This is a genomic window from Microbispora hainanensis (genome assembly GCF_036186745.1).
Classification (GTDB): domain Bacteria; phylum Actinomycetota; class Actinomycetes; order Streptosporangiales; family Streptosporangiaceae; genus Microbispora.
The window spans coordinates 4,341,162-4,357,715 of record NZ_CP108086.1; the positions used below are offsets into that span (position 1 = coordinate 4,341,162).

Annotated in this window: 14 protein-coding genes; 12 read left to right on the top strand and 2 right to left on the bottom strand. The window is 71.3% G+C overall.

Annotated elements, in window-relative coordinates; genetic code table 11:
• The first annotated feature begins 2 nt into the window (after positions 1-2).
• The 12 genes from OHB01_RS20375 to OHB01_RS20430 all read left to right on the top strand — a co-directional run bounded on the left by OHB01_RS20375 (position 3) and on the right by OHB01_RS20430 (position 14,662).
• Entirely contained in the window at positions 3-218 is a 216-nt protein-coding gene (locus tag OHB01_RS20375; protein ID WP_147944459.1) for a MarR family winged helix-turn-helix transcriptional regulator, read from the top strand.
• Between the two features lie 245 nt (positions 219-463).
• Positions 464-1,780: an ammonium transporter gene (locus OHB01_RS20380; RefSeq protein ID WP_142647066.1), complete on the top strand. Its 1,317-nt coding sequence runs from the start codon at positions 464-466 to the stop codon at positions 1,778-1,780.
• Positions 1,777-2,115 carry a P-II family nitrogen regulator gene (locus tag OHB01_RS20385; protein WP_030510869.1) on the top strand — a complete coding sequence of 113 codons (339 nt, stop codon included), beginning with the start codon at positions 1,777-1,779 and terminating at the stop codon, positions 2,113-2,115. The genes OHB01_RS20380 and OHB01_RS20385 overlap by 4 nt, the downstream gene beginning before the upstream one ends.
• Before the next feature lie 4 nt (positions 2,116-2,119).
• The gene (locus OHB01_RS20390) at positions 2,120-4,471 is read left to right on the top strand and encodes a [protein-PII] uridylyltransferase (protein WP_240971306.1); all 2,352 of its coding nucleotides are present in this window, start codon (positions 2,120-2,122) and stop codon (positions 4,469-4,471) included.
• 230 nt (positions 4,472-4,701) lie between these two features.
• Positions 4,702-8,118, top strand: coding sequence for a nitrate- and nitrite sensing domain-containing protein (locus OHB01_RS20395; RefSeq protein WP_328855815.1), 3,417 nt, complete (start codon positions 4,702-4,704; stop codon positions 8,116-8,118).
• Entirely contained in the window at positions 8,115-8,534 is a 420-nt protein-coding gene (locus tag OHB01_RS20400) for a roadblock/LC7 domain-containing protein (RefSeq protein ID WP_142647064.1), read from the top strand. The genes OHB01_RS20395 and OHB01_RS20400 overlap by 4 nt, the downstream gene beginning before the upstream one ends.
• Before the next feature lie 15 nt (positions 8,535-8,549).
• Positions 8,550-8,909: a DUF742 domain-containing protein gene (locus tag OHB01_RS20405; RefSeq protein WP_030510865.1), complete on the top strand. Its 360-nt coding sequence runs from the start codon at positions 8,550-8,552 to the stop codon at positions 8,907-8,909.
• A 28-nt stretch (positions 8,910-8,937) separates the two neighbouring features.
• The gene (locus OHB01_RS20410; RefSeq protein ID WP_260617195.1) at positions 8,938-9,474 is read left to right on the top strand and encodes a GTP-binding protein; all 537 of its coding nucleotides are present in this window, start codon (positions 8,938-8,940) and stop codon (positions 9,472-9,474) included.
• 482 nt (positions 9,475-9,956) lie between these two features.
• Positions 9,957-13,103 carry a nitrate- and nitrite sensing domain-containing protein gene (locus tag OHB01_RS20415; RefSeq protein WP_168065828.1) on the top strand — a complete coding sequence of 1,049 codons (3,147 nt, stop codon included), beginning with the start codon at positions 9,957-9,959 and terminating at the stop codon, positions 13,101-13,103.
• 8 nt (positions 13,104-13,111) lie between these two features.
• A complete protein-coding gene (locus OHB01_RS20420; protein ID WP_205825907.1) occupies positions 13,112-13,525 on the top strand; it encodes a roadblock/LC7 domain-containing protein in 414 nt (137 codons plus the stop codon).
• A gap of 119 nt (positions 13,526-13,644) precedes the next feature.
• Positions 13,645-14,079, top strand: coding sequence for a DUF742 domain-containing protein (locus OHB01_RS20425; protein ID WP_405395848.1), 435 nt, complete (start codon positions 13,645-13,647; stop codon positions 14,077-14,079).
• A 7-nt stretch (positions 14,080-14,086) separates the two neighbouring features.
• Entirely contained in the window at positions 14,087-14,662 is a 576-nt protein-coding gene (locus OHB01_RS20430) for an ATP/GTP-binding protein (RefSeq protein WP_328710766.1), read from the top strand.
• 109 nt (positions 14,663-14,771) lie between these two features.
• Here OHB01_RS20430 and OHB01_RS20435 read toward each other — a convergent pair whose 3' ends face one another.
• The gene (locus tag OHB01_RS20435; RefSeq protein ID WP_240972260.1) at positions 14,772-15,776 is read right to left on the bottom strand and encodes a methyltransferase; all 1,005 of its coding nucleotides are present in this window, start codon (positions 15,774-15,776) and stop codon (positions 14,772-14,774) included.
• Positions 15,773-16,549: an ABC transporter ATP-binding protein gene (locus tag OHB01_RS20440; protein ID WP_142652661.1), complete on the bottom strand. Its 777-nt coding sequence runs from the start codon at positions 16,547-16,549 to the stop codon at positions 15,773-15,775. The genes OHB01_RS20435 and OHB01_RS20440 overlap by 4 nt, the downstream gene beginning before the upstream one ends.
• Positions 16,550-16,554 lie beyond the last annotated feature (5 nt).

Below are 16,554 nucleotides of genomic sequence, written 5' to 3' on the forward strand. Positions count from 1 at the left end.
TCGTGGCCGTTCTCGGTCAGCACGAGGGCGGCGACGGCCGCGACAGCAGGCTCGTGAGGCTCTGGCTGACCGACGCGGGCCGAGCGCTCCGGGAGCCGGTCGCGGCCGAGCGCCATGGCCTGGAGGAGAAGATCACCGCCGGGCTCACCGAGGCCGAGATCCGCAAGCTGATGACCGCGCTGGGCAAGGTCTACGAGTCGGCCAGAGCTCTGCTGTGAGCAGGGCATCGTGACGCGCACCCTCTTTGGGGGTGCGCGTTTTGTCGTTCCAGACACATCCGAAACAGGCCCGAAACACGGTGGTGGCGAGTTTCACACATGTGAAACACACATGGTCGTGGGCTGAAACGGCGGAAGAACACGCTGTCGCCAACGTCAGTGCGCCAGCCGGCCGAGGTTGCCCGGGAGGAAGTCACTGCGGGAGTGATAACGGCCATACGCCAAATGTAAGGAGGGCCGCGTCGGTGAAGATCGATACCGGCACCACCGCCTGGATGATCACAGCCACCGCTCTGGTGCTGCTGATGACGCCCGGGCTCGCGTTCTTCTACGGGGGCATGACCAGGGCGAAGAGCGTCCTGAACATGATGATGATGTCTTTCGTCAGCATCATCACCATCACCCTCGCCTGGGTCCTGTACGGCCACTCGCTGGCCTTCGACGCCTTCGGCGACGGTGACAACTTCATCAACAAGCTCGTGGGCGGGGGAGACGCCCTTGGCCTGCAGAGCCTGATCGACACGCCCACCGCGGACGACGGCACCGGTATGCCGAGCCTGGTGTTCTCGGCCTTCCAGCTCACCTTCGCGATCATCACCGTGGCTCTCATCAGCGGCGCCATCGCCGACCGCGCGAAGTTCGGCGCGTGGGTCGTCTTCGGCCTCGCCTGGGCGACGATCGTCTACTTCCCCGTGGCCCACTGGGTCTGGGGCGGCGGCTGGCTGGCGAACCTCGGCATCGAGGACTTCGCGGGAGGCACGGTCGTCCACGTGAACGCCGGTGCCGCCGGCCTCGCGCTGGCGCTGGTGCTCGGCAAGCGCACCGGGTGGCGCAAGGACCCGATGCGGCCGCACAACCTGACCCTGGTCCTGCTCGGCGTGGGTCTGCTGTGGTTCGGCTGGTTCGGCTTCAACGCGGGCTCCGAGCTCGCCGTCGACGGCACCGCCGGCCTCGCCTTCATGAACACCCAGGTCGCCACGGCCGCCGCCGCCGGTGCCTGGATCCTCGTGGAGAAGCTGCGCGACGGCCACTCCACCACCCTCGGCGTCGCCTCCGGCGCCGTCGCCGGCCTCGTCGCCATCACCCCCGCCTGTGGCTTCATCGACCCGTGGGCGGCGCTCGTGCTCGGCCTCGTCGCCGGCGCGGTCTGCGCGTACGCGGTCGGCCTGAAGTATCGCCTCGGCTTCGACGACTCGCTCGACGTGGTCGGCGTGCACCTGGTCGGCGGCGCGATCGGCGCGGTCGCGCTCGGTATCATCGCCCGCTACCCCTTCGCGGACGGCCAGAACCAGGGCCTCATCTACGGCGGCCCGATCTCGCAGCTCGGCGTGCAGGCCCTCGGTCCTGTCGCGGTCGGCCTCTACTCCTTCATCATGGCGTATGTCATCGGGAAGATCATCGACAAGACGATGGGCTTCCGGATCAACCAGGAGGACGAGGTCACCGGCATCGACATCACGACTCACGCCGAGACCGGGTACGACCTCGGCACCGTCCACTCCTCGGGAGTGGCCTCAGTCAACGGGCCCGTGCCCGCGCCTGCGAAGAAGGTCGACGCATGAAACTCATCACCGCAGTCATCAAGCCGTTCAAACTGGACGACGTGAAGGCCGCCCTGGAGCAGTTCGGCATCAAGGGAATGACCGTCTCGGAGGCCAGCGGCTACGGCCGTCAGCGCGGCCACACCGAGGTCTACCGCGGCGCCGAGTACCAGGTCGACCTGGTGCCCAAGGTCCGGGTCGAGGTCCTCGCCGAGGAGGACGACGCCGAGGACGTCATCGACGTCATCGTCAAGGCGGCCCAGACCGGCAAGATCGGCGACGGCAAGGTCTGGTCGGTCCCCGTGGACACCGTCGTCCGGGTCCGCACCGGGGAGCGCGGGCCGGAGGCGCTGTAACCGGATGATGAGAGGGGAGGCGCGCTCGTTCGCCGCGGTCCGCAAGGACAGGGCCGCGGACATCGACAGATGGCTCACCGATCTGTTCCGCACGGCGGCGACACGGCCGTACGCGCGGGAGGGCGGATCGGGAGGGAAGGGCGGCTTCCCCGACGAGCGTGGCCCCGCCGCCTCCCACGGGATCGGCCCCACTGGAATCGGACACAGCGGGGCCGCTCCCAACGGGATCAGCGGGGTCGCCCTCGTCGCGGTCGGCAGCCTGGGGCGGGGCGAGCTCGCCCCGGGCAGCGACCTCGACCTGGTCCTGCTGCACGACGGCCGCGACGATGTGGCGAAGATCGCCGACCGCATCTGGTATCCCATCTGGGACTCCGGAATCGGCCTCGACCACTCGGTCCGTACGGTGGACGAGGCGGTGAAGGTCGCCAGGGAGGACCTCAAGGCCGTGCTGGGCCTGATCCAGGCGCGCCACGTCGTGGGGGACCCAGAGCTGACCAGGGCCGTACGGGAGGCCGTGCTCGCCGAGTGGCGGGCCGACTCCCGGCGCAGGCTCGCCGAGCTGCGCTCCTCGGCCGACAAGCGCGCCGAGGTCGGCGGTGAGCTGGCCTTCCTGCTCGAACCCGATCTCAAGGACTCCAGGGGCGGGCTACGCGACGTGCAGGCGATGCAGGCCGTGGCCGCCGCCTGGGTCGCCTCGGCCCCCGGCCCGCGGGTCCGGGAGGCGTACGAGCTGCTGCTGGATATCAGGCACGGGCTGCACCTGGTCACCGCGCGCGGCACCGACCGCCTGGTGCTCCAGGAACAGGACGCGGTCGCGGGCACACTGGGCCTGCTGGACGCCGAGGCGCTGATGCGCCGCCTGGCCGAGGCGGGGCGCACCATCTCCCACGCGTTCGACGCCACCTGGCGGACGGTCGACCGGCTGCTCACCGGTCCCGCGCCGCGGGGCCGCAGGCCGCTCGCCGACGGCGTGGTGGAGCACGGCGGCGAGGTCGTGCTGGCCCGCGGTGTCAACCCGCGCACCGACCCCACGCTCGTGCTGCGCGCCGCCGCGGCCGCCGCCGAGGCCGGGCTGCCGCTCGCGCCCGCGACGGTGAGCGCGCTCGCCGCGCAGTCGCCGCCCTTGCCCGTGCCGTGGCCTCCGGAGGCGCGCGGCGCGCTGGTCGCCCTGCTCGGCGCGGGGCGCGCGGCCGTGCCGGTCTGGGAGGAGCTCGACCAGGCCGGTGTGCTCGTGAAGCTCATCCCCGACTGGGAGCGGGTGCGGCACCGCCCCCAGCGCAACCCGGTCCACCGCTACACCGTGGACCGGCACCTCATCGAGACCGCGGCCGGGGCCGCGGCCTTCACCCGCGAGGTGTCCCGTCCCGACCTGCTGCTGATCTCGGCGCTCCTGCACGACGTCGGCAAGGGCTGGCCGGGCGATCACTCCACCACAGGTGAGATCGTCGCCAGGGACATCGGCACCCGCATGGGCCTGCCGCCGGCGGACGTGGACATCCTCGCCACCGTGGTGCGTCATCACCTGCTGCTGCCGGAGACCGCCACCCGGCGCGACCTGGACGACCCGGTCACCATCTCCAGGGTCGCGGAGGCCGTCGGGTCCCGGGAGGTGCTCGAACTGCTGGCCGCGCTGGCGGTGGCCGATGGCAACGCCACCGGCCCGGCCGCATGGAACTCCTGGAAGGCGTCCCTGGTCTCCGACCTGGTCCGGCGGGTGCGGTCGGTGCTGTCCGGCACGCCGCCGATGCCCGCGCCCGTGCTCTCCCCCGAACAGGCGGCGCTCGCCCGGCACGGCGGCGGCGCGGTGCGGGTGAACGGGAGCGCGGTCACCGTGGTCGCGCCCGACCGGCCGGGCCTGCTGTGGCGGGCGGCCGGGGTGCTCGCGGCGCACCGCATGGCGGTCCGCTCCGCCTCCGCCGCGTCGGCCGGGTCGACGGCGGTCATCGAGTTCGTCGTCGTCCCCGAGTACGGCACGCCGCCCGACCCGGCGACGCTGGAGGCCGACCTGCGCCTCGTGCTGGCCGGCCGGCTCGACATCGAGCAGCGCCTGGCCCGGCGGGCGAGGTCGATGCGCCCGTCGCGAGTGCCGGTCGCGCCGCCCCGGGTCACCCTGGTGGACGACGCGTCGCTCACGGCCAGCGTGGTGGAGGTGCGGGCGCACGACAGACCCGGGCTGCTGTGGCGGATCGGCCGTGCTTTCGGCGACTGCGGCCTTGACGTACGCGCCGCGCGTGTGGAGACTCTGGGCGCAGAAGCGGTGGATGTCTTCTATGTGGCGGATCGAATGGGTCGTCCCATTCTCGATGAGCAACAGCGGATCCAGGTGCGAGAGCACGTGCTTGCGGCACTCAGATGACGTAAGTAACGATCCTCACCTCTTGGTAACAATTGGGGTGCTGCGGTAGGGGTAGGGCCGCTCCCCGTCGTGACCTTGTGGTCGAATTGTCCCCGCTTATACAGCTGTGTCACTTCATGCTGTCCAGACGCGTGAAGGCAGGCCGAACGATGGCGGGGCCGGTGAGCATGGAGCAGTCGAATACCGATAACCGCAGGCGACGGAGTCGTCTCTCGCCGCGCAACTGGAGAGTGCCGACACGTCTGACCGCGCTGATCCTCGCCCCGACGCTCGTGGCCGTGCTCCTCGCCGGTGTCCGCGTCGTGGGTTCGATCGACAGCCTGACGGCCTACCAGCGGACCAGGTCGGCGGCGGAATACTCGGTGCACCTGCGGGATCTGGCCGAGCAGCTGGCTCTCGAGCGCGACCTGTTCGTCTGGGGCGGCAACACCAGCCGCAAGTTCAACGTCGACGGGGAGACCGTCGTGACCCGCGCCCAGCAGCGCGCGGCGGTCGACCCGCTCATCGCCCAGGTGAAGGCCGACCTCAAGAACATCGACGAGGAATACGGCACCCGTGCGGTGGAGCAGGCCCAGCAGCTCGAGAGCCGCCTCTCGAGCCTCGCGGGCATCCGCAAGAACGGCGCGCCGGAGGACTTCAGCGCCGTGATCGCCAACGTCCTGCGCCTGCACGACGAACTGGGCAACAACGACGACAACGCCGCGATCCTGGGCAACCTCCGCGCCCTCAGCGCCCTGGCCCACGCCAAGGAGGAGGCCGCGCTGCAGCGGGCCATCCTCACCCGTGAGCTGCTGGAGCGCAACCAGGTCTTCACCACGTTCGAGCTGGAGGACTTCCTGGCCTCCCAGTCGCGTCAGCAGAGCGCCCTGGCGACGTTCTACACCGAGGCCCCGGCGGCCGAGGCGAGCCGCCTGGTCACCCTTCTCGGCGACAAGGACGTGGTCAACAGCGAGCTGACCAAGTCGTGGGCGCTCACGCTCGGCCTGCAGAACCAGTCCCTCAGCCGCTATCGGAGCAGGGACAGGACGGCCCAGACGTGGTTCCAGGACAGCACGAAGGCGATCGAGCAGATGGCGGCCGTCGAGGGCCGCGTGTCGGACCTGGTGCAGAGCCGCGCCCGCGACCTGCAGTCGGTCGAGCAGCGCAACGCCCTCATCGCCGGTGGCCTGATCCTCGCGCTCCTCGTGCTCGTGCTCGTCACGACCGTGCTCATCGCGCGGTCGATGGTGCTGCCGCTGCGCCGCCTGCGGGCGGAGGCGCTCGACATCGCGGGGCGGAGGCTGCCGGGCATCGTCCGCCAGATGCGCGAGTCCGAGGACCCCGAGCGCGAGGCCCACGTGCAGCCGATCCCGGTCGACAGCAGCGACGAGATCGGCGAGGTGGCGCAGGCGTTCGACGAGGTCCACACGCAGGCCGTGCGCCTGGCCGCCGAGGAGTCCCGCCTGCGCGCCAACGTCAACGCGATGTTCGTCAACCTCTCCCGCCGTACGCAGACGCTGGTGGAGCGGCAGATCTCGCTGATCGACGGCCTGGAGCGGGGCGAGGAGGACGGCCGGCGTCTGGCCGACCTCTTCAAGCTGGACCACCTGGCCACGCGCATGCGCCGCAACAGTGAGAACCTCCTGGTCCTCGCCGGTCACGAGCCGCCGCGCAAGCGGAGCCAGCCCGCCCGGCTGGTCGACGTGGTGCGCGCCTCGCTGTCGGAGGTCGAGGACTACGAGCGGGTCGTCGTGCGGGTCCCCCGGACGATCGCGATCGCCGGGCACGCCGCGAACGATGTCGTCCACCTGCTCGCGGAGCTGGTCGAGAACGCCATCGCCTTCTCGCCGCGCAACACCAAGGTGGTCGTCTCCACCAGCCCTGTCGAGGGCGGCGCCGTGATGCTCGGCGTCACCGACGCGGGCATCGGCATGTCGCCGGAAGAACTCGCCGAGATCAACCGCCGCCTGGCCGAGCCGCCCACGATCGACGTCTCGGTGTCCCGGCGGATGGGCCTGTTCGTGGTCGGCCGCCTCGCGCTGCGGCACGGCATCCGCGTGCAGCTGCGCCGGGGCGACGGCGCTGGCGTCATCGCGATGGTGCTGTTCCCCTCCCAGCTCATCTCCAACGCCGACCAGCCGGTGGTGCCGCGTCCCTCCGTACCCGCCGGGCAGACGGCGTCCGGACTGCCGGCGCGGCAGGCGTTCGCCGAGCCGGACCCGCTGGGCCCGGCCGCGCCGGGGGCCGGTTCGTTCGAACCCTGGAGCCCGGGCAACGGCGCGGCGGGCGGCGTCGGAGCCCGCAGGCCCTCGGCCGCCGCCGGGAACGGTCCCGGCGGGAACGGGCTGAGCGGAGCCGGCGGCAACGGCACGGGCGGGTTCGCCGCGTTCGGCGCGCCGACGCTGGACGCGCCCGCAGAGAGCGCCTACGGGGACAGCGCCTACCGGGACAGCGCCTACGGGGAGAGCTCGTTCGGCGAGCACTCGGGGCCGCATTCGATGCCGGGCCGGGCCGGAAGGGCGCCGGAGGGCGACATACCCCGTCCGGCGTTCGGCGAGCAGCCCGGGTCGTCGTGGCCGTCGTCGTTCCCCGAAAGCGGACCGCAGAGCGGATCCCCCGGCGGCTCCGTGAGCGGCCCCCTGAGCGGCCCCCTGAGCGGCTCCGTGAGCGGATCGCAGAGTGGCTCGCAGGGCGGTGCGGCGAGCGGGGGCGGCGACGACCGCTCGGAGCACTCGTGGCCGTCGCTGCCCACCGGGCCGAACGCGCTGCCGCAGCGGGGCGCGTCCAGGGGCCCCACGGCCTTCTCGCCGTCGAGCACCGGGCCGAACGCGTTCTCGCCGTCCAGCACGGGGCCGACGGGGTTCCCTCAGCCGGGCTCCCCGTCGAGCACGGGCCCGAACGCGTTCTCGCCGTCGAGCACCGGGCCGAACGCGTTCTCGCCGTCCAGCACGGGGCCGACGGGGTTCCCTCAGCCGGGCTCCCCGTCGAGCACGGGCCCGAACGCGTTCTCGCCGTCGAGCACCGGGCCGAACGCCTTCTCGCCGTCCAGCACCGGGCCGAACGCCTTCCCCGGTGCGGCGTCGTCCGCGGGAACGGCCGAGGACGCCGCGGCGGCCACGGGGTCGCTGCCGTCGGTGGAGGAGTCGCCGCTGGAGCAGGGTGAGGAGTTCCTGCCGATCTTCGCCTCGGTCGAGTCGGCGTGGTTCCGTCGTCCCTCCGACACCGGCCCGCAGGCCGCGCCGGCGGCGCGGACCGGGGCGGACGCGGAGAACGCCGGGGAGAAGCCCGGAGAGACCACCGGGGAGATCGCGAGGGTGCCTGGTTCCGGCCCCGCCCCGAGGCCCGCCGCCGCCCCGCAGGCGCAGGGCGGGAACCCCGGTGCGTGGCGGTCGCGGGCCGACAGCGGCTTCCAGGCCGCGGCCAGCGCCCGTGACCCCCTGCTGGGCGGCGTGACCGCGGCGGGCTTGCCGAAGCGCACGCCGAAGGCCAACCTGGTGCCGGGTTCGGTGGGCGCGGACGGCCCCGCCGCCGCGGCCCCGCGCCCCCCGGTCTCGGCCGACGCGGTGCGCAGCCGCCTGTCCAGCTTCCAGCAGGGTGTGAGGCGAGGCCGGGCCGAGACGGCCGGAGGGCTCGCCGAAGGGTCGGGTAAAGAGGAGGAGGGCTCGTGACTGAGCTGAGCGTGGAAGCACGCAGGTTCGACTGGCTGATCACCGAGTTCGTCGGCAGCACGCCTGGCGTGGCGCATGCGGTGGTGGTGTCGTCGGACGGCCTGCGGCTGGCCCAATCGGACGGCTTTCCGCCTGACCGCGCCGACCAGCTCGCGGCCGTCGCCGCCGGCCTGCTCAGCCTCACCGTCGGCGCCTCGCGGGTGTTCGAGGGAGGCGCGGTGACGCAGACCGTCGTCGAGATGCAGCGGGGACTGCTGCTCGTGATGGCGATCAGCGACGGCTCCTGCCTCGCGGTGCTCGCCGCACCGGACTGCGACATGGGCCTGGTGGCCTACCAGATGACCCTGCTCGTCGAACGAGCAGGTCAGGTGCTCACTCCGGCGCTGCGCGCCGAGCTGCAGACGTCGCGGCGATGACAAGAGGAGAGGGCCGTGCGTGATCGTGACGGGACAGAGGACGAGCCCCTGTTCCGTCCGTACGCCGTCACCGGTGGCCGATCCGAGCCGCGTTACCACATGGCGATGGAAACCCTCGTATCATCGGTGACCTTGAAGAGCAACGATTATTCTCTGCTCAGCCCAGAGCAGGAATCAATCATGATGCTATGTCGTTCCGTACGATCGGTCGCGGAGATCTCGGCACTGCTCCGGGTCCCGCTCGGCGTGGCCCGCGTGCTCATCGCCGACATGGCCGACGAGGGTCTGGTCCGCCTGCACATGCCGCAGCTGAACCAGGGACAGCCAGACCTCAACCTGCTCGAAAGGGTGCTCAGTGGACTACGCAGGCTCTAGCCGTGGTCTTACCTCGACGAAGATCGTCGTGGCGGGTGGGTTCGGCGTCGGGAAGACGACCTTCGTCGGTGCCGTCTCCGAGATCCTGCCGCTGACGACCGAGGCCGTGATGACCGACGCCAGTGCGGGCATCGACGACCTCGGGCTCACGCCGAACAAGACGACCACCACGGTCGCCATGGACTTCGGCCGGCTCTCGCTCGACCAGGACCTCATCCTCTATCTGTTCGGCACGCCGGGCCAGCACCGCTTCTGGTTCATGTGGGACGACCTCGTCCGTGGCGCCATCGGCGCGGTCGTGCTCGTCGACAGCCGCAGGCTCGCCGACTGCTTCCCGGCCATCGACTACTTCGAGGAGGCCCAGCTTCCCTTCCTGGTCGCGATGAACGGCTGGGAGGGGCAGTTCCTCCACTCGGAAGAAGAGGTCCGTGAGGCGCTGTCGCTGCCTCCGCACGTCCCCGTCGTCCGTACGGACGCGCGCTCGCGGGAGGCCGTCAAGTCCACGCTCATCAGCCTGGTCGAATACGTGCTCACCGTCCGGGCCGCGTACGGCAGACAGTACTGAGACGGAACACGGCGTGTTCCAGGAAGACCGCGCCCCGAGGCTCGGGGCGGCGAGGGCGGCATCCCGGTGGGTGCCGCCCTCGCGGCGTCCGGCCAGGGCACGGCGCCGGGGCGGGATTCTTTGCCTTCGGGGGCCTCATCCCCAGGACCCGCGACTACCCGGCAGGGCAGAATTCGGTATTGATGCTGACCCGATATTTAACCAAATAACATCATCTACATGCCTGTCTAGGCTGTTTGTGCACGGGTGTTCGGTTGGCCTCCCTGGTGTCGGTGTGCTGCAATTACCCTCGCCTGCAGGATGTCTCGCACGTCACGCCAGCCACATCCGTGCTGAGACACTCCCCCTGTGCGCACATACTGCGAGAGGTTGCAAAGCCTGTGAGGACACAAGACCCCCGGACCGACGAGAGCCCCGGGACCGGGGTTCCGGCTGAGCAGGAGCCCGACGAGGGTAGTCGTTTTCTCCTGCGCAACTGGCGCGTGCGCTCCAGGCTTGTCGCGCTGATCCTCATCCCCACCGCGGCGGCGCTGCTGCTCGGCGGTCTGCGGGTGGTCACGTCGGTGAACACGGCGGCCGAGTATCAGCAGATCAGTGACCTGGCGCGACTCGTCGACAAGGTCGCGGGCCTCACCCACGAGTTGCAGTCGGAACGCGACCGCGCCGCCTGGAACGCGACGCTCGGCCATCCGGCGAAGGCGACCGCCGCGGTCAAGGCGCAGACCCTGCTCACCAACAAGGCGGCCACCGCCGTACGCAACCTGGCCAACGAGGTCAGGACGAAGGTGAGCACCCGCGCCTCCGACGAGATCGACCACATCATCGGCAAGCTCGACGGCGTGGAGGTCCTGCGGAGCCAGGCCATGCAGGGGAACCTGCAGCCGAGCGCCGTGCTCGACCAGTACACCCTCGTCATCGAGACCCTGCTGGCCCTGCAGGACGAGCTGGCCAAGAGCACGCAGGACGACCGGCTCGCCGCCTCGTCCGTCACGCTGGCCGCGCTCGCCCGCGCGAAGGAGAGCGCCTCCATCCAGCGCGGCCTGCTGACCACGGTGCTGCCCAACGGCCGCTTCGAGCAGGCCCAGCTGCAGAACTTCCTCGGCGCCGTGTCCGCCCAGGACAGCGACCTGCGCGCCTTCCGCAAGAGCGCCACCCCCGCGGAACGCGCCGACTACGACAACACGGTCACAGGTGGCCAGGTAGACCAGGCGGAGTTCATCCGCACGCTGGTGCTCGACCGCGCCAACGCGGGCTTCCCGCTCAAGGGCCTGGACCTGTCCGTGCGCGACGACACGCGCCTCTGGTACGACGCGATGTCGCAGCCCATCAACCGGATGCGCACCGTCGAGGCCAAGCTGACCTCCTCCATCGTGGCGCGGAGCCAGACGCTGAAGGACGACGAGCAGCAGCGGGCCATCATCGTGGCCGTCGCCGTCGCCCTCCTGCTGATCGCGGTTCTGCTCGTCACCACCGGCGTCGCCCGCTCGCTCGTACGCCCGCTGCGGCGGCTGCGCTCCGAGGCGCTGGAGATCGCCGGCAGCCGCCTGCCCGACACGGTCCAGAAGCTGCGGGAGGCCGGCGACTCCGCCGAGGTCCCGCCGATCGCCCCGATCCAGGTGGTCGGCCGCGACGAGATCGGTGAAGTCGCGCGGGCCTTCGACGAGGTCCACCGCGAGGCGATCCGGCTGGCGGGTGACGAGGCCCGGCTGCGGAGCAACGTCAACGCGATGTTCGTGAACCTGTCGCGCCGTACGCAGACGCTGGTGGAACGCCAGCTGTCCCTGATCGACGGCCTGGAGCAGGGCGAGCAGGACGAGCAGCGGCTCGGGAACCTGTTCAAGCTCGACCACCTGGCGACCCGCATGCGCCGCAACAGTGAGAACCTGCTGGTTCTCGCCGGACAGGAGCCCGCACGCCGCTGGGGCCAGCCGGTGCCCATCGTCGACGTCGTACGCGCCTCGCTGTCGGAGGTGGAGGGCTACGAACGCGTCGACATCCAGGTGCAGGCCGGAGCGTCGGTCGTCGGCCAGTCGGTCAACGACGTCGTCCACCTCGTGGCCGAGCTGGTGGAGAACGCCATCTCCTTCTCGCCCCGCGACACCAAGGTCACGGTGTCGAGCAACCGCATCGACGGCGGCGGCCTGATCATCTCGGTCAGCGACCAGGGCATCGGCATGACCCCCGAGGAGCTGGCCCAGACCAACTACCGGCTCGCCAACCCGCCGGTCGTCGACGTGTCGGTGTCCCGCCGCATGGGCCTGTTCGTGGTCGGTCGTCTGGCGTTGCGTCACGGCATCCGCGTGCAGCTGCGCCAGCAGGACACCGGCGGCCTGACGGCCATGGTGCTGCTGCCCGAGGCGCTGCTGGCCAGCGCCGGCCCGGCGTTCCCCGGCGTGCCGGGCATGCCGCAGCCGGAGCTGACCAGCCCGATGCCGGCGGTCGGCACCGGGCCGCAGTTCGGCGCCTCCGTGTTCGGCAACGCCCCGGCCCTCGCCAGCCCGACGCCGTTCGAGAACCCGCCGCGCACCCCGGTGTTCGGCGCGGACGCGCCCGGTGTCGGCGCCCCGGGCGCGGATCCCTTCGAGCGCGGGCCCTTCGAGTCGTTCCCGCGGGAGACCGTCGGCTTCGACCCCGACCCGTTCGCCCGCAACCCGTTCGAGCCGCCGCCGGGCCGCGGCGCCGACGCCGACCCGTTCGCGCGCAACCCGTTCGAGGCGGGCGGTGCGGGGCGGCCGGGCGAGCCGTCCGATCCCTTCGCTCGCAACCCCTTCGACACCGGCGGGTTCGGCCAGGGCGGGCAGTCCGACCCGTTCGCCCGCAGCCCGTTCGAGTCGGGGCCGTTCGACCGGGCGGCCTTCGACAAGACGCCGGTCGAGAGGACGGCGCCGGAGCGGGACCCGTTCGAGACGGCGACGTTCGACTCGGGACCGTTCGACGCCAGCCCCTTCGACACCAACCCGTTCAGCCGGGGTCATGTCGGCGAGGCCCCCGTGGACACGCCCTGGCCCGGCCACCTGCCCCCTCCGGGAGGCGGCGGCTCCTGGCCCGGCGCGTCGCAGGACGACGGCGCGGGCTGGCCCGGCCGGACCGGCCGCGGCGGGTTCGAAGGCGACGACAACACCGGCCCGCTGCCGGTGGTGCGGACCTCGCCGCTGGAGTCGGAGGAGGAGTTCCTGCCGATCTTCGCAGCGGTCGAGTCGGACTGGTTCAAGAAGGTCGACCTCCCGGCGGACAAGAACGACTCGGACGGCGAGTCCGCCGCCGACACCAGGAGCTGGTCGTCCCCGGCGGACGCCGGCTGGCAGGCGGCCAAGGCGGCCAGCGAGCCGGCCCTGGGCGGGGTCACCTCGTCCGGCCTGCCCAAGCGGGTGCCCAAGGCCAACCTGGTGCCCGGCTCGGCCACGGCTCCCACCCCTTCCGCGGAGCCCGCCGCGGCAGCGGCGGCCGCCCCGCCGCCGCCCCCGCCCGTGCTCTCGCCCGAGCGGGTGCGCAGCAGACTCTCCAGCTTCCAGCAGGGCATCCGGCAGGGCCGGGCCGTCGCCCGCGGGGAGGCCGGGGAGGACCAGGGATATCCCGGGGCGGCGCCCCTGGGCACGCCCGATGCCCAGGACAGTGAGAAGGAGGACTGATGAGGGAAATGAGCCAGGCCGCGCGCGGCATCAACTGGTTGATCACGGACTTCGTGAACAACGTGCCGGGTGTGGCGCACACCGTGGTGGTGTCGGCCGACGGGTTGCCTCTCGCGTTCTCGGACGGCTTTCCGAAGGACCGGGCGGATCAGCTGGCGGCGGTGGCGGCCGGGTTGATCAGCTTGACGCAGGGTGCGTCGCGGGTGTTCGAGGGTGGCCCGGTGACGCAGACGGTGGTGGAGATGCAGCGGGGGCTGTTGCTGATCATGTCGATCAGTGACGGGTCCTGTCTGGCGGTGCTGGCGGCTGCCGATTCCGATCTGGGTCTGGTGGCCTATCAGATGACGTTGCTGGTCGAGCGGGCGGGTCAGGTGCTGACTCCCGCGGTCCGCGCCGAGCTCCAGGCGTCTCACCCGCGGTGACGGAAGACTCCGCGAAGTGAGGCACGCGGTGGAGGACAGATCGGGGAAGACGCCCTGAGCGGGCGGCCTGGACAGGTCGCCGGGTTCCGGAGCGAGAGCGAAAAGGTCAGGAGGACGCTGTGGCAGGCGGCGGCTGGAACAACGAGGCCTATCCGCCGGTGGGCGACCACCGGCAGTACGGCGGCACGAACCCCGTCCCGACGCCGGCGCCGACGGAGCAGAGCTCGCTGGTGCGGCCGTACGCCGTCACCGGCGGGCGTACGGCTCCTCGGCTCCAGCTCGCCATGGAGGCCCTCGTGTCCTCCGCCACGGTGATGCATCAGGACCTCTCCACGCTCACCCCGGAACGCCAGGCGATCAGCACGCTGTGCCGTCAGGTGCGGTCGGTGGCCGAGGTGTCGGCGTTGCTGCGGATTCCGCTGGGTGTGGTTCGCGTGGTGATCGCGGACATGGCGGCGGAGGGGCTGGTGCATGTGCATCAGCCGCAGTTGGAGGCCGGTAAGCCGGATCTGAACTTGCTGGAAAGGGTGCTCAGTGGACTTCGCAGGCTCTAGCCGGGGGTTGACGTCGACGAAGATCGTCGTTGCGGGGGGCTTCGGTGTGGGGAAGACGACCTTCGTGGGGGCGGTTTCGGAGATCGTGCCGTTGACGACGGAGGCGGTGATGACCGATGCGTCGGCGGGGGTGGACGATGTGGGGTTGGTGCCGCACAAGACGACGACGACGGTGGCGATGGATTTCGGTCGTGTGTCGTTGGACCGGGATCTGATTTTGTATTTGTTCGGTACGCCGGGTCAGCATCGGTTCTGGTTCATGTGGGATGACCTGGTGCGGGGGGCGATCGGTGCGGTGGTGCTGGTCGACACGCGGCGGTTGGCGGACAGTTTCCCGGCGGTGGACTACTTCGAGGAGGCGCGTCTGCCGTTCGTCGTGGGCGTGAACGGCTTCGACGGGCAGTACCCGCACGCCGAGGAGGAGGTGCGGGAGGCGATGACGCTGGCGCCGCACATCCCGATCGTCCGCACCGACGCCCGTGACCGCGAATCGGTCAAAAGCACTCTCATCACGCTGGTCGAGCACGCGCTCACCATGCGGGTCGCCGTACCCGGCTCCAACCTTCACCAGGGTCGCGTCTGACCGACCGGGCCCTGCCGCGGGTGGCCCCGGCGGCGCTCGCGCGACCCCATGGAAACTCCTCGCAGGGCTCGGGCTTTCCATGGGGCCCGGGAACGGCTCAGCGGGACAGTCAGCGGGGCAGGGCCTCGATCAGGCTCGCCCCGGCGGGCAGCGGCAGAATGCGGGAGAGCGTGAAGCCGGCCTCGCCGAGCAGCCGGGTGAACTCACTCGTCGTGCGCTCCATCCCGCCGTTCGTCAGGGCGAGCATGCGCATGTCGAGGTCCTTGCCGATGTGCGGTGTGGCGTCGTCCGGCAGCACCATCTCCAGAAGCAGCAGCCGGGCGTGGCCGGGCATCGCCTTCCGCACGTTGCCGAGGATGCGCAGGCTGTCCTCGTCGCTCCAGTTGTGGATGACGCTGGCCAGCAGATAGAGGTCGGCGCCGGCGGGCACGCTCTCGAAGAAGTCGCCGCCCTCGAACTCGCATCGGTCGGCGAGGCCCCGCGCGGTCATGGCCGCCCTGCCGTTCTCCACCACGTGCGCGATGTCGAAGAGCACGCCGCGCATGTCCGGGTGTCGTTCGAGCACCGCCGCCAGCAGGTGCCCGGTCCCCCCGGCGATGTCCACGAACGTCTTCACGCCGGTGAAGTCGTAGGTGGTGGCCAGGGCGGCCTCCAGCGGCGCCGCCCGGATGGCCATGTACTCGTTGAACAGGCGGGCGGCCTCGGGGCGCTCCTGGAGGTAGCCGTACAGGGGGCCGAACCGCGCGATGAAGGCGGACCGCCCGTCCCGCACGGTCTGCGCCAGGTTGCCCATGGCGTACCAGTAGCCGGGCTCGGCCGCCATGCGCAGGGCCGAGCGCATGCTGCCGGGCACGCCGTCGCGCAGCGTCTGGCCCTCCTCGGTCAGCTCGTACGTCTCCGGGGCGACGGAGCGGACCACGCCGATCGTCTCGAGTTCCCGCAGCAGGCGCGCGAGGGAGGGCTCGTGCGCGTCGCACGCCTTGGCGAGCTCCGGAACGCCCATGGGGCCGGAGGCCAGGTGTTCGGCGCAGTCCAGTTCGGCCATCGCGGCGAGGGCGGCGAACCGGGAGAGCCCGACGATGGCGTCCCACGCGGGGCCGGTGGAGTCGATCAATGCTTCTCCAGAACATTCGAGGTGGAGGAGCCGCCCCGGACCAGGCGGCCCACTTCGGCACGCAGCCGGACGAACGCGTCCAGCTGCCGCGTCGCGATCTGGTCGCGCGATTCGCCCAGGCCGACCGGCAGGTCGGCGGCGACGCGGGCGGGCGACCGGGTGAGGACGACCACCCGGTCGCCGACGTAGACGCTCTCGTCGATGTCGTGCGTGATGAGCAGGGTCGTCATGCCGTGATGCGCGCAGACCCGCAGCACCAGGTCTTCCAGGTCCTCGCGGGTCTGCGCGTCCACCGAGCCGAAGGGCTCGTCCATCAGCAGCAGGGACGGACGGTAGGCGAGAGCGCGGGCGATGGACACCCGCTGCTGCATTCCGCCGGACATCTCCCAGGGATACTTCTCCGCGGCGTCGGCCAGCCCGACCTGGTCGAGCGCGGCCATCGCCGCCTCCCTGCGGCGCTGCCGGTCCAGCCCGCGGCGGCGCAGCGGCAGCGCCACGTTGTTCGCGGCGGTCATCCAGGGGTAGAGCGAACGGCTGTAGTCCTGGAAGACGACGGCCAGGTTGTCGGGGATGCGGTCGACGGGCTTCCCGCCGATCAGCACCCGGCCACCGGTGGGGCGGATGAGACCGGCGACGGATCGCAGCAGGGTGGACTTGCCGCAGCCGGAAGGGCCCACGACGCAGACGAGCTCGCCCTCGGCGGCGCGGATGCTCACCCCGTCGAGAACGCGATGCGAGCCGTACGAGTGGACCAGATCGGTGATCTCGAGCACGATGC

Excerpts from the sequence above, each read along its gene's own strand:
- OHB01_RS20385 (WP_030510869.1), top strand. The coding sequence starts at position 1,777 with ATGAAACTCATCACCGCAGTCATCAAGCCGTTCAAACTGGACGACGTG.
- OHB01_RS20390 (WP_240971306.1), top strand. The coding sequence starts at position 2,120 with ATGATGAGAGGGGAGGCGCGCTCGTTCGCCGCGGTCCGCAAGGACAGG.
- OHB01_RS20420 (WP_205825907.1), top strand. The coding sequence starts at position 13,112 with ATGAGCCAGGCCGCGCGCGGCATCAACTGGTTGATCACGGACTTCGTG.